Below are 19,672 nucleotides of genomic sequence, written 5' to 3'. Positions count from 1 at the left end.
CGTGCGCCGATGCGCACGCGCGGCGTGCTCGCGCTGCGGCCCGGCGACGCGCAGACGCTGATGCTGCCGGAGCGCCGCGCGCAGCTGGAGACGGCCGCGCGCATCGCGGGTCAGGCGCTGGAGCGCGTGCACTACGTCGAGGTCGCGCAGCAGGCGCTGCTGCAGATCGAGTCGGAGCGGCTGCGCAACTCGCTGCTGTCGGCGCTGTCGCATGACCTGCGCACGCCGCTGGCCGCGCTGCAGGGGCTGGCCGAGACGCTGACCAAGCGGGCGCTCGATCCCGGCGCCGCCGAGACCGCGCAGGCGATCGAACAGCAGTCGCTGCGCATCAACGCGATGGTCCACAACCTGCTGGACATGGCGCGACTGCAGAGCGGCGCGCTCAAGCTCAACCGCCAGTGGCAGCCGGTGGACGAAGTCATCGGCAGCAGCCTGCAGCTGATGGGCACGGCGCTGGCGCGGCACCGCGTGGTGCTGGACGTGCCGTCGACGCTGCCGCTGGTGGAGCTCGATGCGGTGCTCATCGAGCGCGTCCTCGCGAACCTGCTGGAGAACGCCGCGAAGTACACGCCGCCCGGGAGCGAGATCCGCGTCATCGCCCGGACGCAGGGCGTGATCGGCCCGGGCAGTTCAACGGCGTCAAACGGCCTGGTTGCCGCGGGTGACGACGGCGATGCCGCCATCGCGGGATCGGGCGAGATGCGCCTGTCCGTGGAGGACAACGGCCCGGGCCTGCCGCCGGGCCGCGAGGAGGCGCTCTTCGAGAAATTCACGCGCGGCCACAGCGAGTCGCACCTGCCCGGCGTCGGCCTGGGCCTGGCGATCTGCCGTGCCATCATGCAGGCCCACGGCGGGCGCATCTGGGCCGAGCGCGCGGCGCCGGAGGGCGGCGCGCGATTCAGCCTGGCGCTGCCGCTGGGCCAGCCGCCGGCGCTGTCGGCCTTCGAGGAAGACAGGGAACTCCCACCGTGAGCGAGCCGCAACCGAGCGTCGTCCCCGTGGCGCTGATCGTCGAGGACGAACCCAACATCCGCCGCTTCGTGCGCCTGGCCCTGGAAGGCGAGGGCTGGGCCGTGCACGAGACCGGCACGCTGCGCCAGGGCCTGATCGACGCGGGCACGCGGCGGCCGGACCTGGTCATCCTCGACCTGGGACTGCCGGACGGCGACGGCCAGGACTTCCTGCGCGACCTGCGCGCGTGGTCGGCGGTGCCGGTGATCGTGCTGTCGGCGCGCGGCGCCGAGGACGACAAGATCACGGCCCTGGACCATGGCGCCGACGACTACCTGAGCAAGCCCTTCGGCGTCGGCGAGCTGATGGCGCGGGTGCGCGTCGCGCTGCGCCGCAACCAGGCGCGGGCCAGCGAGCAGCAGGATCCCGTCTTCCGCTTCGGCGATGTCGAGATCGACCTGGCGGCGCGCCGCGTGCGCCGCGCCGGCGAGGACGTGCACCTCACGCCGATCGAGTACCGCCTGCTCAGCCACCTGATCGGCAACGCCGGCAAGGTGCTGACGCACCGCCAGCTGCTCAAGGCGGTGTGGGGCCCGTCGCAGGTGGAGCAGAACCACTACCTGCGCGTCTACATGGGCAATCTGCGCCAGAAGCTCGAGGCCGAGCCGGCGAGTCCGAAGCATCTGCTGACGGAGACGGGCGTGGGGTATCGGCTGATGCCGTAGCATTGGCCGCACGCCCGCATCGGGGCGCTGGCCCGACCCTCCCGGTCGACACCGCTCAACAAGGAGACTCCTCATGATCCAACAGGCCCAGGTCGAACTCGGCAAGACCTTCTTCGAGCAGTCGAAGAAGGCGTTCGAACAGAACTACGCGGCATGGAGCACGGTGCTCGCCTCGCAGAAGGCGATCCTGGAATCGATGCGCGCGGCAGGCGCGCCTTTCGAGGTCGCCGCCGACCAGTTCCAGAAGCTGATCGACTTCCATGAACAGCAGTTCCGCGTCACCACCGACTTCATGACCAAGCTGCAAGCGGACTACGCCAAGGTGGTGCAGCAGAAGACCAAGTGAGACGGGCGTCGGGCGGGCAGGTCGCGCACCGGGAGGTGCGGAACCCGGACGCCTGAACATCGGGAGGCCTGACGGCGGGAACCCCGTCAGGCGTCAACCGACTACGGGATCTCTGTTTTTCAGGAGATCCCGTGCGAATCCCTTTCACCACGGTCGAGGCTGTCTGGCACCGTGTCGGCGAACCGGTGGACGGACTCGATGCCGGCGGGCATGGGCTGGCCCACCGGCTGCTGCCGGTCAAGGTTCGCTCCGTCGAAGACGAGGCCGTCGCCCGACGCTTGCGTGGACAGTGCGCGGAACGCGCGCTGCGCAGCCATCAACGCATCGTGCAAGGCCAATGGTGCGGCCCGTGGGTGACGCAACGCCACACCACGCAGGTGCGCGACGAGGTGGCGCGTGCCAGCCAGGAGACGCTGCGCCTGGTGAGGCTCGCGCTCTACGACCGGCGCTTCGACGCCTTGAAGTCCGACAACAAGCGGCGGGTGGGAGAAGCCCCCCCGGACATTCCGGAAGAAGAGTGCGCCCGCCTCGACTATCCCGACAGCGCGCCCATCCACAGCGCGGCGCGTTCCGCAAGCATCTGGCGCACTCGCGCGCACAACTGCGACGGCTTGGCGGCAGCCGCCCTGGACATGCTCGCGCACCGTCATCCGCGCCTCCCCACCTGTTCCCTGATGCTGGGCGAGCGGCATGCGCTGGCAGTCGTCGGCTCCTTGACGCCGGCGATCGCGTCGCGTCCGATGGCGTCCTGGCCGGCGCATCTCCAGGTCTGTGATCCCTGGGCCAACCTCAGTTGCCGCGCGTGCGACTACCCGGCCCGCTTCACCGAAAAGATGCGCAAGTGGGCGCTCCACGGCAAGCGGATCTACGGCTCGGCCGAGGGCTGGCACTCCCCCCTCGATCCCGCATGGCTGGCCATCGTGCACGAGCGGCCGGAAGTCCTCGTGCGGCGTCGTCATCGCAATGGCCAGTTCAGGGATGTTTCCATGCCGGTGCCCGGCGGTCGCTGAGGCGGGATACGCTCCGGCGACATGAGATTCAACGACGCATATCAGCGGGTCTTTCCCGCGGGCGCCCTCACGGTCGGGTTGATGACGCCCGTGGCGTCCGCGTCGTCCGTGGCGTCCGCATCGCCCGTCGACGCACGGCCCGATCGGATGGCCGACATCGGCGAGGCGCTCGAGCTGGCCGCGCTCGCGGACCGGCTCGGTTTCGCGGCGCTATGGACGCGCGACGTCCCGCTGATGGTGCCGCAGGGCAGCGACAACACGGCGAGCGCGCTCGACGATCCCTTCCTCTGGCTGGCCGCGCTGGCCGGCGCGACGCGCGAGATCGCCGTCGGGGCCGCGGCGATCGTGCTGCCGCTGCGGCATCCGCTGCATGTGGCGAAGTCCGCCTTGTCGCTGGATCGGCTGAGCGGCGGACGCTTCATCCTCGGACTGGGCTCGGGCGACCGGCCTGCGGAGTTCGCGGCCTTCGGAGAAGACCTGGACCAGCGCGCGGAGGCGTTCCGCAGCCGCTGGGCCATCGTGCGCGCGGCGCTGTCGCCCGACGCCGACGAACGTGCCGCGGTGCTGGCCGCGACCGGCGGCTTCGAGGTGCTGCCCGGGCCGGCGCGGCGGATCCCGATGATCGTCGTGGGCTCGGCGCGGCAGTCGCTGCAATGGACCGCGACGCATGCGGACGGCTGGGCCACCTACCACCGCGAGGAAGCGCGGCAGGAAGGCCGCATCGAGTTGTGGCAACGCGCGCTCGAACAGAAGGGCGTCGGTGCGAAACCGTTCGTGCAGTCGGTGCAGCTCGAACTGCTCGCCGATCCGGACGCGGCACCGGAGCCGCTTGAACTCGGCCTGCGCACGGGACGCCACGCGCTCATCGCGTACCTGCATCGTCTGCAGGCGATGGGCGTGGCGCATGTGCTGTTCAACCTCGGACGAGGTCGGCCTGCGCGCGAGGTGATCGAAGAGCTCGGCGCCGAGGTGCTGCCGGCGCTTGGCGGGTGAGCCTCGGCATGGACGTCCGGACCGTCCCCCAGCCGGGTGTCGGATCGCCGCATCGATGCGGGTTGACGTCGCCGACCTTGCGTTGAAGAATCGCGCCCACGCCGGACGGCTCCGTCCGCCCGCGCGCTACCCCTCACTCTTCCGGAGGTGCCCCGATGAAGACCCCGACTTTCCTCGTTCGCTGATCGCCGACGGCTGTCCGGATCCTTCCGCTTCCCTTGCCGCGATGCCCCTGACCGGTCCACCCCTGGGCCTGCATCGTTCGCGCCTGTTCCGCTCTCCGTCGGTCTCCTGACCTCACCAGGACCTCCTCGCGCCAACAACGCGGGAGGCCGACGGATCCATGCATCTGACTTCCTTGCCGCTGCCGCAGAGCCTGCGTGCGCGGGACCTCGCGGGTATTTGCCCGCCCGCTTCCGACCGTGCCGCCGCACGCGTGCCGATCGCGGCACTTGCCGGCCGGCAGGTTCGTATCGAAGCGCTGATCGACGGCGCTGAGGCCGACCTCTCGTTCGACCTTCGCGGCGAGTTGATGCTGCGCGCCAACGGCCGCCCGCTGGCCGGAGGTTTCGGCGAGCGGCCCTTCATCCCGATGAAGATCTGGGCGATGGCCCATGAACGGCGCCTGCTCGAGCGGCTCGGCGATCGTTATGAGCTGCACGGCGTGTGGAGCTACGCGATGCGCCGCGTCTGGTACGACCGGCTGCCTCACTACTTCCACGCGACCGACGTGCTCGACCGTGCGACCGGGCGCTGCCTCGCGACGACGCAGCGGGAGGCGCTGCTCGCCGGCTGGCCCGTCCTGCCGGTGCCGGTCCTGTACGCGGGGCCGATGCCGACGCAATCGCAATGGCTGGAGACGCTCATGCGTCGCCCGATCGCGCGGTCCGCCGGTTGGCGCCGCGCGTTCGAGGCCGCCGCGCTGCGTGACGCACTGCCGGCGGAGCTGTGGCAGGCGCGCGCGGAGCGGGAGATGCCGATGGCCGCCCTCATCGTGACCGTCGAGGAGGACCACGGCCAGTTCGCACGTTTCCTGCTGCGACCCGACGATGACGCGCGCTCCGATCCGAAGGTCGCATCGGCAGCCGTGCCGGCGTCGGCATTGCCGAAGGCATCGGCGCTACCGCCGTTGGGGGCGCTGCTGCCCAACGGACTCGCCCCTGGCGCGGACCTGTTCGCCTCGGAGCCGACAGTCGCCTGGCGGGACGTGGGCGTGAAGGCGCTGCGGTCGCTGGGCGCCTTGAAGGCGTTGGCCGTCGAAGCGGCGGAGCAGCGATGAGCCCGGACGGGCGGCTCGCCGTCAGTCGCGTGCAGGCCAGCCCGCCGTCCAACGGTCGACGACCTCGCCGAGCGCCGTCCGCAAGCCCGCGCCGTGCGTGGCGGCGTCGCGTCGCAGCCCTTCGAGCGGCACGCGTGCCTGCGCGAGTTCGCCGGAGTGCCCGATCAGCCACTGCTCCAGGCGCGCGGGGTCGCTTTCCAGATGGAACTGCAGCGCGAGCGCGAAGTCCTCGACCGCGAAGGCCTGGTTCGGGCATGAGGGCGTGGTCGCGAGGCTGGTGGTGCCGTCGGGGATCTCGAACTGGTCGCCGTGCCAGTGCAACACCGGCTGCCCGCTCGCCAGCGGTGCGAGCGCGGAGTCGAGGCCCGTCGGGGTGAGCGTCAGCGGCGCGAAGCCGATCTCCTTCCTGCCGTGCGCCATCGGCCGCACGTCGGCGCCGAGCGCCCGCGCCATCAGCTGCGCGCCGAGGCAGATGCCGAGCAGGGGCCGGCGCGCGGCGAGGCGGCGCCGGATGAGCGCGATCTCGTCGTTCAGATACGGATAGAGCGCATCGTCGTACGCGCCGATCGGGCCGCCGAGCACGACCAGCAGATCGACCGCGTCGAGGTCCACGTCGCGCAGTTCGCGCAGGTCGTCGACGCCCGCATCCAGCGTGAGGAAACGCTCGAAGCCGCGTTCCTCGAGCACAGGCCGCAGCAGGCCGAGGTCTTCGAAAGCCAGGTGGCGGACGGCGAGGACGGTCTTGGGCGTGGGCATCAGCGGAGCGCGTCCGGCGCGCGAGCGGGTGGGGACGCGCGCAGTATCCGCGCCCACCGCGTCTGGCGCCGTTCAGATCATCCCTGAACGTCCAACCGACGCATCCATTCGTCCAGCCCGCTCAGGCCGGATGCGGCAACCGCCCCGACGCGGACCCCTTGCGGATGCGCCAGGCCTGCACCGCCATGAGGATCAGGAAGAGCAGGAGCACGACGCCGATCGCCTTCTGCAGCGCCGGGTCGTCGGGGCCGGTGAACAGCGGAGCGCCGACGGGCACGCGGGTGAAGGTCTCGTTGAGGCCGGGGATCATGTGGCAGAACAGCGTGAAGCTGTAGCCCAGCGTTTCCGCATACGGCGAGAGGCCGCCGAGGAAACGGGTGCGATGCGCCGCGACGGCGACGGCCAGCGTGACGAGCGTGACGATCGCCAGCACGTGCGCGATGTTGAAGCCGCCGTGGCGGAAGATGCCGAACGCCGTCAGGCAGGTGACGACGGTGCACCAGAGGTAGGTGCGGCCCAGGGTCGACTGGCCCTCGATGCGGCCGTTGCGGATGATCAAGGCGTAGCCGGCCACGAGGGCGACGATCGCGAACGCCGTGTGCACGGCGCCAAGGAGGGTCAGACCGAACATGCGTGCTCCCTGCTGAGCCGCGTCGCCGCGGCGTGGCGAAGCGCGGCGCGCTCCTTCGGACACGTTAGGGGGTGAGCCGGGGCCTGCGCATCGGTCGGATGGGGGAGGCGCGGGGGCGGGCTTTCCCGGATCCTTTTCGGATCGATCCCGATTCCTTTCCGGCTGGGTCAGCGCCCGCAGTGCGGGGCCAGCAGACCGGGCGGCGCGCTGCCGATCCCCGCTGGCGTCGGATGCTCGATCGCGTCGCGCAGCACGCTCGTCAGGATCTCCTGCGAGCGTCGTTGGCCGTAACCCCGGCCATAGGCCTGGGAGGTGATCGCGACCACCATGCGCAGGTTGGGGACGACGTAGATCTTGTTGCCGCCGTTGCCGGAGGCGAACCAGACCGGCACGCGGAAGTCGCCGACCGGGTGCGACTTGAAGTACCAGAGCCGCCCGTACTCGTCGGCATAGGGGTCCGTGGCGGCGATGGGCACGCGGGGGCGCAGCATCGTCTCGATGCCGCCGGCGCTGACGATGCGGCGTCCGCGGAACTCACCGCCGCAGCGCACCATCTCGCCGATCGTGGCCAGCGATCGCGTGCTCAGCCACAGGTTGCCCTGGCCCTTGGTGTTGCCGGCCACATCCTTGTTCCAGCGCCAGGCGGCGATGCCGAGCGGCTCGAACAGCGCGGTGCCGGCGAAGGCGCCGAGGTCCGCGCCGGTCGCCTTGCCGACGACGATCCCGGCCGCGTAGGCGGTCAGCGAGTTGTAGCGGTAGGTGGTGCCGGGCGCGTCCTTGCGCGGTATCGCGAGCAGGAAGGCCACGGGGTCGGCCGCCTCGTCCATGTGGTCCTCGATGCCGGGCGAGGCGGGGTCCTCGTCGTCCGCCGCGAGGCCGGAGCGCATGGTCAGCAGATCGTCGATCGTCGCCTCGCCCACGGCGGATCCGGCGGCTTCGGGCCAGTACTTGCGCACCGGGTCCGACGCGCTGGTGATCGTGCCGCGATCCATCGCGATCGTCGCGAGCAGCGCGGTCACGCTCTTGCCGGCGGAGCGGATGTCGTTGAGCGAGGCCGCCGTCGCGCCGTTGTAGTAGCGCTCGGCGACGATGCGTCCCTCGCGCAGCACCACGACGCCTTGCAGCGTCTTGTCCTGGTCCTGGTCCCAGGCGGCTAGCGGCGAGGCGACGTCGTTGGCGCCGCGCGCGGTCGAGGTCGAGGTCGAGGTCGGCGCCTGGCAGGCCGCAAGTGCGGCGACGAGCAGGGCGGCCGGCCATTGGCGGGCGAGGCGGGGCAGGGCCATGAGGGACGACTCCGGGCAGCGGTGGCGACAACAGCGACGGCAGTGGCGACGGTAGCGGCAAAGGCTCAGCGTCGCATGCGCCCCAGGGCGGCGCAGAAAGTCACGCCGCCCGCACGCCGCCGAAGACCGGCGGCCGGTCGAGCTGCCCGATCCAGTGCCGGTACACGCTGGTCGCGGCCCCGCGCAGGCGCGCCAGACGCTCGGGGAGCGCGGCGAGGATCTCCGCCTCGCTCTGCACCGTCACGCTGCGTCCGCGGCTCAGTTCTTCGCGTCCCTGGGCGCACCAGTCGCGCAGGCTCTGTTCCGTCACTTCCAGATGGCTCTGGAGCCCGATGTGCGGTCCGAGCGAGAAACCCTTGTTCAGGCAATTCGAGCCGAACAGCGTGCGCGTCGCGCCCGCCGGGATCTGGAAGCTGTCGTAATGCCAGTTGAAGCTCAGCAGGCGGTCCTCGCCGCCGAACAGTCCGCGTGCCGCCGGCGTGATCCACAGTTCGCGCCAGCCGATGTCGGGCCGCGGGTTGCGGGCCACGCCGGCGCCCATGGCCCGCGCCAGCTGCTGGGCGCCGAAGCAGTGGCCCAGGATGGGCCGGCTCAACCGCAGCGCGTCGATCAGCAGGGCCTGTTCCGCCCGGATCCAGGGGGTGCCGTCGTTGACGCCGTGGTCGCTGCCCAGCAGCACCAGACCGCTGAAGGCACCCGCCGTCCGCGGCAGCGTGTCGCCCAGGTCGGGCCGCAGCAGATGCACCGGCACGTCGTGCGCGCGCAGGCATTGGAGGAGATAACCCGGACCTTGCGCGGGTTCGTGCTGGAGGATCAACACGGGTCTCATGCGAGGGGGGCGCGGACAAGCGCGCCGTTGTTGCGAGGATCCCAGCGTAGGGAGCCGCGCATCAAGGTCTGGGCAAGACCCGGCCCCGGGGCATCAAGAAGTCATCAAGAGCTGTCGGGCAGGCGGACGGATGCCAAAATGCCTCGATGAACTCGCCCGCCTTGTGCCCGCCGCGCGTCTCCGTCCAGACCGCCGACTTCGACCTCAGCGCCGAGACACTGGCGCTGCGCGCCGAGGATGGCGGCGTGGGCGCGGTGGTGAGCTTCGTGGGCACGGTGCGTGACGGCGCGGACGGCACGCCGGTGTCGTTGATGGAGCTCGAGCACTATCCCGGCATGACCGAGGCCGCGATCGAGACCATGATCGACGAGGCCTTCCGACGCTTCGACATCCGTGGTGCCCGCGTCATCCACCGCGTCGGCGCGCTGCGGCCGCGCGAGCAGATCGTGCTCGTGCTCGTGAGCTCGCGCCATCGCGGCCAGGCCTTCCAGGCCTGCGAGTTCCTGATGGACTACTTGAAGACGCAGGCGCCGTTCTGGAAGAAGGAACACGGGCCGGACGGCGCCCGCTGGGTGGACGCGCGTGTCGCCGACGACGAAGCGCTTGCGCGATGGGGGATCAACGTGGAGGGGAACGGTCGATGAGCTGGATGCAGGTGGTGGCGGTGTCCGTCGGGGCGTCGGGGGGCGCGCTCGCGCGCTGGGGCGCGGGCCTGATGTTGAACACGAAGTGGCAGGGCTTCCCGTTGGGAACGCTGGCCGTCAACATCGTCGGCGGATTCCTGATCGGCATGGCGCTGGAGTGGTTCGGGCGATATCCCAACGACATGCTCAAGCTGCTGCTCGTCACCGGCTTCCTCGGCGGACTCACGACCTTCTCGTCCTTCTCCGGCGAATCGCTGTCGCTGCTGCAGCGCGGCGAGTTCCTGATGGCGCTCTCCCACTCGGCCGCGCATGTCGTCGGCTCGCTGGCCGCCGCCGCGGCTGGACTCAAGGTCATGCAGATGCTGACCTCGGCATGAGCGCCGCGACAGGCATATCAGACTCACCGATCCGGATCCCGCGGCCGCTCCGGGCGGGCGACGTCCTCGCGGTCGTCGCGCCGTCGTCCGGCGTGAAGCCGGCGATGCATGAGCGCCTGGACGCCGCGCTGTCGATGTTGCGGCGTCAGGGGTTCATCGTGCGCGAAGGGCGCTCGCTGCGGCAGCAGGTGCAGGGCGCCAGCGCGAGCGCCGCCGAGCGCGCGGTGGAGTTGATGGACGTGCTGCTCGATCCGGACGTGGCCGCCGTGATCCCGCCCTGGGGCGGGGAACTCGCCATCGAACTGCTGCCGCTGCTGGACTTCGACCGGCTCCGCAAGGCGCCGCCCAAATGGTTCAGCGGCTTCTCGGACCTGTCGACGATCCAGGTGCCCTTGCTGCTGCGCGCCGGTTGGGCGTCGCTCCACGGACCGAACCTGATGCAGCTCTGGGATCCGGCGCTGGACGCGGTCTCGAAACGGATCGTCGACCTGTGGTTTGCCAAACGCGGCGCGCCGTTCGAGCAGGACGCGGCTCCGGGCACGCTCGCGCGACGACTCGACGGCGGCGTCGAGCCGCTGTCGATCGAGGGCCGCCTCGTCGGCGGCTGCCTGGACTCGTTGTCACGGCTGTCCGGCGCGAGCGTGGCTGACGTGGCCGGCTGGCGTGCCGCGTTGGGCGACGGCGAACGGCCCCTCTGGTTCTTCGAGGTCGCCGAACTGCCGCCGTTCGAGTTGGCTCGCGCGCTGCACGGCCTGCGACTGGCGGGCTGGTTCGACGGTGCCGCCGGCATCGTCTTCGGTCGCAGCGCCGTGGCCCAGGAGATCGCCTCGGGCGGTGACTTCACCGAAGAGCACGCGCTCCAACGCGCGCTCAGCGACCTGCCATGCCCGGTGCTGCTTGACCTCGACATCGGCCACGTCGGCCCTCAATGGTCCATCGTCCAAGGGGCGCTCGGCCGCATCGACTGGCGGCCTGGCCACGCGACCCTGAGCCAGTCCCTCCCATGAAGTGACTGGCTCCCGCCCCGTGGGGGCGGGTGGGGGTGGGGTGACTGCTGCCCCGCCCGCTTGGAGGGCGGGGATGGGGTGGGAGCGCACGGCAAATTGACGGAGCTGGGCGCGTCTCTTGCCGGAGTCGCCTCTTGAAAATAGGGGTCACAGTCCCTACTTCGGTCGCAACGGAGGTTATTTCCCATGCGAGTCGACAAGCTCACTACCCGGTTCCAAGAAGCGCTGGCCGAGGCTCAAAGCCTGGCGGTGACGCGCGACAACCCCTACATCGAACCCGTCCATGTGCTGGCCGCGATGCTGGCGCAGGACGAAGGCCCGAAGGCGCTGCTGGAGCGCGCCGGCGTCAAGGTGCCCGCCCTCAAGGGCGCGCTGGACGGCATCCTCGGCGGCCTGCCGCAGGTGCAGGGCGAGGGCCAGCAGGTCCAGCCCAGCCGCGACCTGGTCAGCCTGCTCCAGAACGCCGAAAAGGAAGCCTCCAAGCGGGGCGACCACTTCATCGCCAGCGAGATGTTCCTGCTGTCGCTGGCCGATGCGAAGACCGACCTGGCCGGCGTCGTGCGCGGCCACGGCCTGACCCGCAAGGCGCTGGAGACGGCGGTGGAAGCCGTGCGCGGCGGCCAGAAGGTCGACAGCCAGGAATCCGAAGGCCAGCGCGAGGCGCTGAAGAAGTACACCCTGGACCTGACCGAGCGCGCCCGCGCCGGCAAGCTCGATCCGGTGATCGGCCGCGACGAGGAAATCCGCCGCTGCATCCAGATCCTGCAGCGCCGCACCAAGAACAATCCCGTCCTGATCGGCGAACCCGGTGTCGGCAAGACGGCCATCGTCGAAGGCCTGGCGCAGCGCATCGTCAACGAGGAAGTGCCCGAGAGCCTCAAGGGCAAGCGGGTGCTGTCGCTGGACATGGCCGGCCTGCTCGCGGGCGCCAAGTTCCGCGGTGAATTCGAGGAACGCCTGAAATCCGTGCTCAAGGAAGTCGCCGCCGACGAAGGCCGCATCATCCTGTTCATCGACGAGATCCACACCATGGTCGGCGCCGGCAAGGCCGAGGGCGCGATCGACGCCGGCAACATGCTCAAGCCCGCGCTGGCGCGCGGCGAGCTGCACTGCATCGGCGCGACCACGCTGGACGAGTACCGCAAGTACGTCGAGAAGGACGCCGCGCTGGAGCGCCGCTTCCAGAAGGTGCTGGTCGACGAACCCACCGTCGAGGCCACCATCGCCATCCTGCGCGGCCTGCAGGAGAAGTACGAGGTCCACCATGGCGTCGAGATCACCGACCCGGCCATCGTCGCCGCGGCCGAGCTCTCGCACCGCTACATCACCGACCGTTTCCTCCCCGACAAGGCCATCGACCTGATCGACGAGGCCGCGGCCAAGATCAAGATCGAGATCGACTCCAAGCCCGAGGCGATGGACCGGCTCGACCGCCGCATGATCCAGCTCAAGATCGAGCGCGAGGCCGTGCGCAAGGAGACCGACGAAGGCTCGCAGCGCCGCTTCGCCCTGATCGAGGAAGAGCTGCTCAAGCTCCAGCGCGAGTACAACGACCTGGAGGAGATCTGGACCTCGGAGAAGGCCCAGGCCCAGGGCTCCGCGCACGTCAAGGAAGAGATCGACCGCATCAAGTTCCAGATCGAGGAGCTCAAGCGCAAGGGCGACTTCAACAAGGTCGCCGAGCTGCAGTACGGCAAGCTGCCCGACCTGGAGAAGCGCCTGAACGAGGCGCAGGCCAAGGAGATGGGCAAGGCCAGGGACAAGACCCAGCCGCAGCTGCTGCGCACCATGGTCGGCGCCGAGGAGATCGCCGAGGTGGTCGCCCGCGCGACCGGCATCCCGGTGGCCAAGCTGATGCAGGGCGAGCGCGACAAGCTGCTGCAGATGGAAGACAAGCTGCATGAGCGCGTGGTCGGCCAGGACGAGGCCATCGTCGCCGTGGCGGATGCGATCCGGCGCTCGCGCGCCGGGCTGTCCGATCCGGACAAGCCGCTGGGCAGCTTCCTGTTCCTGGGCCCGACCGGCGTCGGCAAGACCGAGCTGTGCAAGGCGCTGGCGGGCTTCCTGTTCGACAGCGAGGACCACATGATCCGCATCGACATGAGCGAGTTCATGGAGAAGCACTCGGTCAGCCGCCTGATCGGCGCGCCTCCGGGCTACGTCGGTTACGACGAGGGCGGCTACCTGACCGAGGCCGTGCGTCGCAAGCCCTACAGCGTGCTGCTGCTCGACGAGGTCGAGAAGGCGCACCCGGACGTGTTCAACGTGCTGCTGCAGGTGCTGGACGACGGTCGCCTGACCGACGGCCAGGGCCGCACGGTCGACTTCAAGAACTGCGTGATCGTGATGACGTCCAACCTGGGCTCGCAGCACATCATGGCCTTGCAGGGCGAGCCCGACGAGGTCATCCGCGACGCCGTATGGGGCGAGGTCAAGGCGCACTTCCGGCCGGAGTTCCTCAACCGCATCGACGAGACCGTGATCTTCCATGCGCTGGGCGCGGACCACATCAAGTCGATCGCCAGGATCCAGTTGCGCCAGCTCGAGCAGCGGCTCGACAAGCTGGAGATGAAGCTCGACGTCAGCGACGAGGCGTTGGCCGAACTGGCCAAGGTCGGTTTCGATCCGGTCTTCGGTGCGCGGCCGCTCAAGCGCGCGATCCAGCAGCGGATCGAGAACCCGCTGTCCAAGCTGATCCTGCAGGGCCGCTTCGGCCCGAAGGATGTGATCCCGGTGAGCGTCGAAACCGCACCGGGCGGCGAGCCCGGCGAGTTCTCGTTCGGACGGGTCGTGCATTGACGCCGCGGGGCGCCGGTGCCGGGTCTTGCCCCGGCGCGGCGCCTCAACGCAGCTTCGCGAGCACTTCGGAGCGGAACTCGCGCTGGTACAGCACGTAGAGCACGCCGGCCGTGGACAACGCCAGCGCCCAGGGCGAGAAGAACCAGGCCACGACGGGGAAGGCGAGGTAGTAGCCGCGCAGACCGTCGTTGAAGGCCTCGGCGGCCATGCCGACGACGGCGCCTGCGCGATCGGCGAATTCCTGGCGCGCCCCGTCCGCGTCCGGCCCCATCTGCGCGAACTGGCCCGCCTCCGGCGCGGACGCCACCAGCAGCGCGCCGAAGGTGTACTGCCGCATGCTCCAGGTGAAGCGGAAGAAGGCGTACACGAAGATGCCGGTCAGCAGCGCGAGCTTGATGTCGAACACCAGCGTGCTGGTCTTCACCGCGAAGGGCAGTCCCAGCACCAGGGCGCTGGTCTGCTCGCTCGCCCCCAGCGCGGCCAGCAGGCCGCCGATGATCAGGATGGTCGTGGAGGCGAAGAAGGACGGGCTCGACAACAGCGCCTGGCTGACCGCGCCGTCCAGCACCCGCATCTCGCGGTAGGTCAGCTGCAGCATCCACTGGCGCCGCACGCGGTTGGTGATGGCCAGCAGCGAGCCGCGCCCGTCCGCATGGCGCTTGGAGAACTGGGCGTAGCCGATCCAGGCCACGAAGAACAGGCCCAGCGAGGCCCAGTCGAGCAGCGGCAACGCGGCCAGGAGTTGTCGGAGCGATTGCATCGCGGGAGTGTAGGCGCGCGTCGGACGGTCAGACGGCAGGCTTGCGTCGAACCGCATGCACCGCGGCGGGCGACGCGGCGATGCCGTCGTCGGCTAGCGCCAGGCCCGTGGCCCCGGCAGACGGCGCGCCATGGGGCCAGCTCTCCAGCAGCGCCAGGGCGCCTTGCAGCAGCGCCGTCGCCGCCGCGGCGGTCAGGCCGCGCACCACCGCGCGGACGAAGCCGCCGTCCGACTCGCCCTGGATCGGGGTCGACAGGTCGAACTCCGCCGACTGGCAGTTGGTGCACTCGTAGCGACCGGTCGAGGGATCGAACAGGATCTCGATCACGTGCCGCGACGTGGCGACCCGGCCGTATGTGAGCGGCGCCCGTCGACCGGCGCTGCGCACGCGGATCCCATGATCCGCGGGCCAGTCACCCAGGCCCATCAGCAGGTCGATCAGCGACGTCAAGGCGGACGACGGAGTCCAGCCGCCGGGGCCGATGTCGTCGGCGAGCGGTGGAGCAGGGAAGGTCAAGCGGCCGGGCTTCATGCGCAATCTCCATCCGGCGACGGCCCGCCGCGGCATGCGACAGGTCCGTCCCGGACTGAAGCGGCGAAGTGCCGGCCCTCGGCGGGCGGGTTCACGCCCGCCCGTCGAGGGCCATCAGGTCAGACCGGCAGGTCGAACACCAGCACCTCGGCGTCCTGGCCCGCCTCGATCGAGACACCGGCCTCCTTGGCGACCTGCAGCGCGTCACCGGCGCCCAGCGCTTCGCCGTTCACGGTCGCCTGACCGCGCACGACATGCACATAGGCGATCCGGTCCGCCGCCAGCGGCAGCTCGGCCCGTTCATCGCCGTTGAACAGTCCGGCGTACAGCCGCGCGTCCTGGTGGATGGACACGGAGCCCGCCGCGCCGTCCGGCGAGGCCACCAGCCGCAGCTGGCCGCGCTTCTCGGCGTCGGTGAAGTGCTTCTGCTCGTAGCCCGGCTCGACGCCCTGGCGGTCCGGCATGATCCAGATCTGCAGGAAATGGGTCTGGCCGTCCTTCGAGTGGTTGAACTCGCTGTGCCGCACGCCGGTGCCGGCGCTCATGCGCTGGACGTCGCCCGGGCGGATCACGCCCGCGTTGGCGCCGCCCGGCGTGCCGTTGCCCATGCTGTCCTGGTGCGCCAGCTCGCCGCTGAGGACGTAGCTGATGATCTCCATGTCGCGGTGGCCGTGCGTGCCGAAGCCGGTGCCGCCGGCGATGCGGTCCTCGTTGATCACGCGCAGCGGACCGAAGCCCATCCGGCGCGGGTTGTGATAGTCCGCGAACGAGAAGCTGTGGAAGCTCTTCAGCCAGCCGTGGTCGGCGTAGCCGCGATCCGAGGACTTGATGACTTCACGCATGTCGATGCTCCTGGTGTGACCCCCCGGGTGTGGTGGAGGGGGCCTGCTTGTTGGCGATGGACTCACTGTAGGGAAGCGGGCCTCTGCCGAGGGGGAGGGGGCTTGAAGCCAGCGTTCAAATAAGATGAAGCAATGGCTCAACAAGACAAACGACGGGTCCTGACGCCGGAAGCGCTGGCCATGATGGACAGCATCGCGCGCAGCGGCAGCTTCGCCGCGGCGGCCCGGGAGATGGGGAAGGTGCCGTCGGCGCTGACCTACTCGGTGCGGCAGCTCGAGGACGCGCTGGACGTGCTGCTGTTCGACCGCAGTTCGCGCCAGGCGGTGTTGACCGCGGCGGGGCATGAGTTGCTCACCGAGGGGCGGCGCCTGCTGCAGGAGATGGACGCGGTCGCGAACCGGGTCAAGCGCGTCGCCACCGGGTGGGAGAGCGAACTCACCATTGCGTTCGACGACGCGATCGCGCGGCGCGCGATCTTCGACCTGATGGAGGCCTTCTACCAGCAGGCCGAGGACGGCAAGCCGCCGCCGACGCGCCTGAAGTTGCGCACCGAGGTGCTCTCGGGCACCTGGGAAGCGCTGATCTCGGGCCAGGCCGATCTGGCCATCGGCACCAGCGCGCAGCCGCCGGGCAGTTCGGTCGTCTGCGAGGTGCTCGGGCCGATGGAGATGGTGTTCTGCGTCGCGCCGCATCACCCGCTGGCGGGATTCGACGGGGTGCTGACCTCGGCCGAGATCGCGCGGCATCGCATCGTCGCGGTGGCGGACACGGCGCGCAGCCTCGCGCCCATGACCGTCGGCGTGGTGCCCGGGCAGGAGGTGCTGACGGTGCCGTCGATGGCCGTCAAGCTCGAGGCCTTGCTGCGCGGCCTGGGTGTCGGATCGCTGCCCACGCCGATGGTGCGGCGGCATGTGGATGCGGGGAGGCTGGTCCAGAAGGAGACCTTCCAGGGCAAACGGATCTCGCCCATGCACTACGCGTGGCGCAACTCCAGCCAACGTCCGGCCAAGGCGCTGGCCTGGTGGCTGGAGCGGCTGAAGAGCGAGGCGACGCGGCGCTCGCTGATCGAGCAGCATGAAGGGCTGCTGCTGTGATGCAGGAGGGCCGGGACTACGTCGGCCGGTTCGCTCCGTCGCCCACCGGGCCGCTGCATGAAGGGTCGCTGGTCGCGGCCCTGGCGAGCTGGCTCGATGCGCGTGCGCATGGCGGGCGCTGGCTGATCCGCATCGAGGACGTCGACCGGCCGCGCTGCCCGGCCGGCGCCGACGCGACGGTGCTGTCGCAGCTCGCCCAGGTGCGGCTTCTGCCGGATGAGCCGCCGGTCTGGCAATCGAAGCGCGATGCGGCCTACGAGGCCGCGCTGGCGCAGTTGAAGGCCTCGGCCTGGGCCTACCCCTGCGGCTGCTCGCGCAAGGACATCGCCGAGGCGATCGCGGCCCAGGGCGGGCATCGGGAGCGGCACGGGGAGCTCGTCTATCCGGGTACCTGCCGGCACGGGCTGAACGGCAAGGCGGCGCGGGCCTGGCGGCTGCGCAGCACGGCGACGGTGGACGGCGACGGACCGTTGCGCATCCAGTGGCGCGACCGCAGGCTCGGCGAGCAGTCGCAGGACCTGACCGACGAGGTCGGCGACTTCGTCCTCCTGCGCGCGGACGGGCTCTGGGCGTATCAACTCGCGGTCGTCGTCGACGACGGCTGGCAAGGCATCACCGACGTGGTCCGCGGCGAGGATCTCGCCGACAACACGCCCCGGCAGATCCGGCTGCAGGAATTGCTCGGCCTGCCGCGCCTCCGCTATCTGCACACGCCCTTGGTGCTCGGCGGGAACGGCGAGAAGCTCTCCAAACAGAACGGCGCACAGGCCCTCGACCTGGGCAACCCGCTTGCCGCATTGCAGCGCGCCGGCACCCGCCTCGGGCTGCCGGCGCTGCAGGCGCGGACGACGCCCGAGTGGCTCGCCAGCGCCGTGGCAGCGTGGGCTGTACGGCAGCGCGAGGTGTAAGGACCCTTCGCCGCTGGCATGATCACGCTTTTGCTTTTCGGGATGCGGATCCGCATCCCCCTTTCAAGGAAAACTCGATGAAGACGACCGACAGCGGCCTGCAATACGACGACACCACCGCCGGCACTGGCGCGACCGCCCGCGCCGGCCAGGACGTGCAAGTGCATTACACCGGCTGGCTGTTCAAGGACGGCGAGAAGGGCACGAAGTTCGACTCCAGCAAGGACCGCGGCGAACCGTTCGAGTTCGAACTCGACGGCGGCATGGTCATCAAGGGCTGGGATGAAGGCGTCCAGGGGATGCAGGTCGGCGGCACCCGCGTGCTCGTCATCCCGCCCCAGCTCGGCTACGGCGCGCGTGGCGCCGGCGGCGTCATCCCGCCGAATGCGACGCTGATGTTCGAGGTGGAGCTGCTCGGCGTGTCCGGCGGCGCCGAAACCATCGAGCTGAACAAGCTGGCGACCACCGCCAGCGGACTCCAGTTCGAAGACGTCAAGGAAGGCGACGGCGCCGTCGCCGAAGCCGGCAAGCGCGTCACCGTGCACTACACGGGCTGGCTCTACAAGGACGGCCAGCGCGGTCGCAAGTTCGACTCCTCCAAGGACCGCCGCGATCCTTTCCGCTTCCACCTCGGCGCAGGCGAAGTCATCAAGGGATGGGATGAAGGCGTCCAAGGGATGAAGGTCGGTGGGACCCGCTTCCTCGTCATTCCGTCGGAACTCGGCTACGGCGCCTACGGCGCCGGCGGCGTCATCCCGCCGCATGCGACGCTGCTGTTTGAAGTGGAACTGCTGGCCGTCTGATCGGTTGAGCGGTCGATCCGCAGAGGGTTCAACCCTCTGCACCCCGCCGGGTCTCGGCCCGGCAGCCGAGTTCCTTTGTCCGCCGACAAAGGAACCAAAACGGCTCTGAGGACGCTCATATACGCTCGCTGTGTGGCCGTCGTCGCTCTCCCGCTCCGCTCGCGAGACTCCTCCAACGATGCCCCCACACGGCCACCACCGGAGTCCTCGCACCACCTCTCTCTACAGGCTTGCTCGCTCCGCTCGTCGCGCCAGCCACTCAATGCGGTCCTCCTCGACCTCGTACGCTCGCCCCTACCGGGGTCTCGCAGCGGGAAGGGGCGAGGGTGTGGTGTGATCAATGGCATCTGTCGATGACGATGCGAGACTTCCCTCGACGCTGCAATGGCGTCATCAGGGAAACGCCATGAAACAGCGGATCATGTACATCGAATCGAAAAGCGGTGGGCTCACGGGGCCCGCCCGCATCGGCCGCGTCACGTTCTCAAAGACGGGCGCGACGCTGTATTACGCCGGCCGATCCTTCCAGAGCCAGAAGGGAGGAGGCTTCAAGTCGAACTACTTCGACGTGGAGACGGGCGACGTCTTCTGGATCTCCGGTCCGCGCAAGGATGGACAGGACAGTCTCTATGCCACTCATCAACGACCGACGGTCGACGCCGATGTGTGGGACGAGTATTGGACGGCCATACGCGGCCGCGAGAAGCCGCCCGAACGGCGAAACGTCAACGACGCCTGAGACGGGAAAGCCTCTGGTGATGCGAGCTGGCGCGAAGTTCCACGGGATCTTTGGTCAGACTGACGAGCCCGTCACCCTTAGCGCCAGGCTCACCGAACGGTGGGACGCTGCGAGACCCCGGTAGGGGCGAGCGTGCAGGGCGATCGCATGTCGCGTTGAGTGGCTGGCGCGACGAGCGGAGCGAGCAAGCCTGTAGAGAGAGGCGGTGAGAGGACTCCGGTGGTGGCCGTGTGAGGGCATCGTCCGAGGAGTCTCGGAGCGTAGTGACGAGCGACGAATGCCGGACAGCGAGCGCATATGAGCGTCGTCAGGGCCGTTTTGGTTCCTTTGTCGGCGGACAAAGGGACTCGGCTGCCGGGCCGA

The 19,672-nt window shown here is 69.8% G+C and carries 21 protein-coding genes and 1 pseudogene; 15 read left to right on the top strand and 7 right to left on the bottom strand.

The window, feature by feature from the left end:
* The 6 genes from VF536_RS27035 to VF536_RS27010 form a co-directional block, all read left to right on the top strand.
* Positions 1-972, top strand: a 972-nt coding sequence (locus tag VF536_RS27035; protein ID WP_331618041.1) for an ATP-binding protein, incomplete at its 5' end; no start/stop codon positions are given.
* Positions 969-1,676: a two-component system response regulator KdpE gene (kdpE, locus tag VF536_RS27030; RefSeq protein WP_331618040.1), complete on the top strand. Its 708-nt coding sequence runs from the start codon at positions 969-971 to the stop codon at positions 1,674-1,676. The genes VF536_RS27035 and kdpE, both read left to right, overlap by 4 nt.
* Positions 1,677-1,749: 73 nt before the next feature.
* The gene (locus VF536_RS27025; RefSeq protein WP_331618039.1) at positions 1,750-2,022 is read left to right on the top strand and encodes a hypothetical protein; all 273 of its coding nucleotides are present in this window, start codon (positions 1,750-1,752) and stop codon (positions 2,020-2,022) included.
* 185 nt (positions 2,023-2,207) lie between these two features.
* A complete protein-coding gene (locus VF536_RS27020) occupies positions 2,208-3,032 on the top strand; it encodes a hypothetical protein (protein WP_331618038.1) in 825 nt (274 codons plus the stop codon).
* A 21-nt stretch (positions 3,033-3,053) separates the two neighbouring features.
* Positions 3,054-4,025, top strand: a complete 972-nt coding sequence (locus VF536_RS27015; protein WP_331618037.1) for a TIGR03571 family LLM class oxidoreductase — start codon at positions 3,054-3,056, stop codon at positions 4,023-4,025.
* A gap of 343 nt (positions 4,026-4,368) precedes the next feature.
* On the top strand, positions 4,369-5,304 hold the full coding sequence (locus tag VF536_RS27010) for an RNA ligase family protein (RefSeq protein ID WP_331618036.1): 936 nt from the start codon (positions 4,369-4,371) through the stop codon (positions 5,302-5,304).
* A 21-nt stretch (positions 5,305-5,325) separates the two neighbouring features.
* Here the strand turns inward: VF536_RS27010 and VF536_RS27005 are convergent, their stop codons facing one another.
* From VF536_RS27005 to VF536_RS26990, 4 genes are all read right to left on the bottom strand, one after another.
* On the bottom strand, positions 5,326-6,060 hold the full coding sequence (locus tag VF536_RS27005) for a glutamine amidotransferase (RefSeq protein ID WP_331618035.1): 735 nt from the start codon (positions 6,058-6,060) through the stop codon (positions 5,326-5,328).
* 121 nt (positions 6,061-6,181) lie between these two features.
* A complete protein-coding gene (locus VF536_RS27000; protein WP_331618034.1) occupies positions 6,182-6,691 on the bottom strand; it encodes a hypothetical protein in 510 nt (169 codons plus the stop codon).
* A gap of 167 nt (positions 6,692-6,858) precedes the next feature.
* On the bottom strand, positions 6,859-7,974 hold the full coding sequence (locus VF536_RS26995) for a serine hydrolase domain-containing protein (RefSeq protein WP_331618033.1): 1,116 nt from the start codon (positions 7,972-7,974) through the stop codon (positions 6,859-6,861).
* A 100-nt stretch (positions 7,975-8,074) separates the two neighbouring features.
* The gene (locus tag VF536_RS26990) at positions 8,075-8,803 is read right to left on the bottom strand and encodes a type 1 glutamine amidotransferase (RefSeq protein WP_414710455.1); all 729 of its coding nucleotides are present in this window, start codon (positions 8,801-8,803) and stop codon (positions 8,075-8,077) included.
* A 146-nt stretch (positions 8,804-8,949) separates the two neighbouring features.
* Here VF536_RS26990 and VF536_RS26985 point away from each other — a divergent pair, with 146 nt between their 5' ends.
* From VF536_RS26985 to clpB, 4 genes are all read left to right on the top strand, one after another.
* Positions 8,950-9,447, top strand: a complete 498-nt coding sequence (locus tag VF536_RS26985; protein WP_331618031.1) for a molybdenum cofactor biosynthesis protein MoaE — start codon at positions 8,950-8,952, stop codon at positions 9,445-9,447.
* On the top strand, positions 9,444-9,824 hold the full coding sequence (crcB, locus tag VF536_RS26980) for a fluoride efflux transporter CrcB (RefSeq protein WP_331618030.1): 381 nt from the start codon (positions 9,444-9,446) through the stop codon (positions 9,822-9,824). Before VF536_RS26985 ends, crcB begins: the two co-directional genes overlap by 4 nt.
* Entirely contained in the window at positions 9,821-10,831 is a 1,011-nt protein-coding gene (locus VF536_RS26975; protein ID WP_331618029.1) for a S66 peptidase family protein, read from the top strand. Before crcB ends, VF536_RS26975 begins: the two co-directional genes overlap by 4 nt.
* Before the next feature lie 186 nt (positions 10,832-11,017).
* Complete coding sequence (gene clpB, locus VF536_RS26970) at positions 11,018-13,630, top strand: ATP-dependent chaperone ClpB (RefSeq protein ID WP_331618028.1); 2,613 nt, start codon at positions 11,018-11,020, stop codon at positions 13,628-13,630.
* 43 nt (positions 13,631-13,673) lie between these two features.
* Here the strand turns inward: clpB and VF536_RS26965 are convergent, their stop codons facing one another.
* From VF536_RS26965 to VF536_RS26955, 3 genes are all read right to left on the bottom strand, one after another.
* On the bottom strand, positions 13,674-14,390 hold the full coding sequence (locus VF536_RS26965; RefSeq protein WP_331618027.1) for a DUF599 domain-containing protein: 717 nt from the start codon (positions 14,388-14,390) through the stop codon (positions 13,674-13,676).
* Between the two features lie 28 nt (positions 14,391-14,418).
* The gene (locus VF536_RS26960; RefSeq protein WP_331618026.1) at positions 14,419-14,922 is read right to left on the bottom strand and encodes a hypothetical protein; all 504 of its coding nucleotides are present in this window, start codon (positions 14,920-14,922) and stop codon (positions 14,419-14,421) included.
* 119 nt (positions 14,923-15,041) lie between these two features.
* Positions 15,042-15,764, bottom strand: coding sequence for a pirin family protein (locus tag VF536_RS26955; protein WP_331618025.1), 723 nt, complete (start codon positions 15,762-15,764; stop codon positions 15,042-15,044).
* A 132-nt stretch (positions 15,765-15,896) separates the two neighbouring features.
* Between VF536_RS26955 and VF536_RS26950 the strand changes: the two genes are divergently transcribed.
* The 5 genes and pseudogenes from VF536_RS26950 to VF536_RS26930 all read left to right on the top strand — a co-directional run bounded on the left by VF536_RS26950 (position 15,897) and on the right by VF536_RS26930 (position 19,309).
* Entirely contained in the window at positions 15,897-16,859 is a 963-nt protein-coding gene (locus tag VF536_RS26950; RefSeq protein WP_331618023.1) for a LysR substrate-binding domain-containing protein, read from the top strand.
* Entirely contained in the window at positions 16,859-17,767 is a 909-nt protein-coding gene (gene gluQRS / locus VF536_RS26945) for a tRNA glutamyl-Q(34) synthetase GluQRS (RefSeq protein WP_331618022.1), read from the top strand. The genes VF536_RS26950 and gluQRS overlap by 1 nt, the downstream gene beginning before the upstream one ends.
* Positions 17,768-17,844: 77 nt before the next feature.
* Positions 17,845-18,189, top strand: a pseudogene (locus VF536_RS26940) (FKBP-type peptidyl-prolyl cis-trans isomerase); the annotation flags it as partial.
* A gap of 33 nt (positions 18,190-18,222) precedes the next feature.
* Positions 18,223-18,570 carry an FKBP-type peptidyl-prolyl cis-trans isomerase gene (locus VF536_RS26935; RefSeq protein ID WP_331618042.1) on the top strand — a complete coding sequence of 116 codons (348 nt, stop codon included), beginning with the start codon at positions 18,223-18,225 and terminating at the stop codon, positions 18,568-18,570.
* A 406-nt stretch (positions 18,571-18,976) separates the two neighbouring features.
* Entirely contained in the window at positions 18,977-19,309 is a 333-nt protein-coding gene (locus VF536_RS26930; RefSeq protein WP_331618021.1) for a 1-deoxy-D-xylulose-5-phosphate synthase, read from the top strand.
* Positions 19,310-19,672 lie beyond the last annotated feature (363 nt).

This window comes from Roseateles sp. (genome assembly GCF_036486225.1).
In the GTDB taxonomy this organism is placed as follows: Bacteria; Pseudomonadota; Gammaproteobacteria; order Burkholderiales; family Burkholderiaceae_C; genus Roseateles.
The sequence above is the reverse complement of the archived record's forward strand: the minus strand, read 5'-3'. Positions and strand labels throughout refer to the sequence as shown.

Excerpts from the sequence above, each read along its gene's own strand:
- VF536_RS27025 (WP_331618039.1), top strand. The coding sequence starts at position 1,750 with ATGATCCAACAGGCCCAGGTCGAACTCGGCAAGACCTTCTTCGAGCAG.
- VF536_RS27015 (WP_331618037.1), top strand. The coding sequence starts at position 3,054 with ATGAGATTCAACGACGCATATCAGCGGGTCTTTCCCGCGGGCGCCCTC.
- VF536_RS27010 (WP_331618036.1), top strand. The coding sequence starts at position 4,369 with ATGCATCTGACTTCCTTGCCGCTGCCGCAGAGCCTGCGTGCGCGGGAC.
- VF536_RS27005 (WP_331618035.1), bottom strand. The coding sequence starts at position 6,060 with ATGCCCACGCCCAAGACCGTCCTCGCCGTCCGCCACCTGGCTTTCGAA.
- VF536_RS27000 (WP_331618034.1), bottom strand. The coding sequence starts at position 6,691 with ATGTTCGGTCTGACCCTCCTTGGCGCCGTGCACACGGCGTTCGCGATC.
- VF536_RS26995 (WP_331618033.1), bottom strand. The coding sequence starts at position 7,974 with ATGGCCCTGCCCCGCCTCGCCCGCCAATGGCCGGCCGCCCTGCTCGTC.
- VF536_RS26990 (WP_414710455.1), bottom strand. The coding sequence starts at position 8,803 with ATGAGACCCGTGTTGATCCTCCAGCACGAACCCGCGCAAGGTCCGGGT.
- VF536_RS26985 (WP_331618031.1), top strand. The coding sequence starts at position 8,950 with ATGAACTCGCCCGCCTTGTGCCCGCCGCGCGTCTCCGTCCAGACCGCC.
- crcB (WP_331618030.1), top strand. The coding sequence starts at position 9,444 with ATGAGCTGGATGCAGGTGGTGGCGGTGTCCGTCGGGGCGTCGGGGGGC.
- VF536_RS26975 (WP_331618029.1), top strand. The coding sequence starts at position 9,821 with ATGAGCGCCGCGACAGGCATATCAGACTCACCGATCCGGATCCCGCGG.
- clpB (WP_331618028.1), top strand. The coding sequence starts at position 11,018 with ATGCGAGTCGACAAGCTCACTACCCGGTTCCAAGAAGCGCTGGCCGAG.
- VF536_RS26965 (WP_331618027.1), bottom strand. The coding sequence starts at position 14,390 with ATGCAATCGCTCCGACAACTCCTGGCCGCGTTGCCGCTGCTCGACTGG.
- VF536_RS26960 (WP_331618026.1), bottom strand. The coding sequence starts at position 14,922 with ATGAAGCCCGGCCGCTTGACCTTCCCTGCTCCACCGCTCGCCGACGAC.
- VF536_RS26955 (WP_331618025.1), bottom strand. The coding sequence starts at position 15,764 with ATGCGTGAAGTCATCAAGTCCTCGGATCGCGGCTACGCCGACCACGGC.
- VF536_RS26950 (WP_331618023.1), top strand. The coding sequence starts at position 15,897 with ATGGCTCAACAAGACAAACGACGGGTCCTGACGCCGGAAGCGCTGGCC.
- gluQRS (WP_331618022.1), top strand. The coding sequence starts at position 16,859 with ATGCAGGAGGGCCGGGACTACGTCGGCCGGTTCGCTCCGTCGCCCACC.
- VF536_RS26930 (WP_331618021.1), top strand. The coding sequence starts at position 18,977 with ATGAAACAGCGGATCATGTACATCGAATCGAAAAGCGGTGGGCTCACG.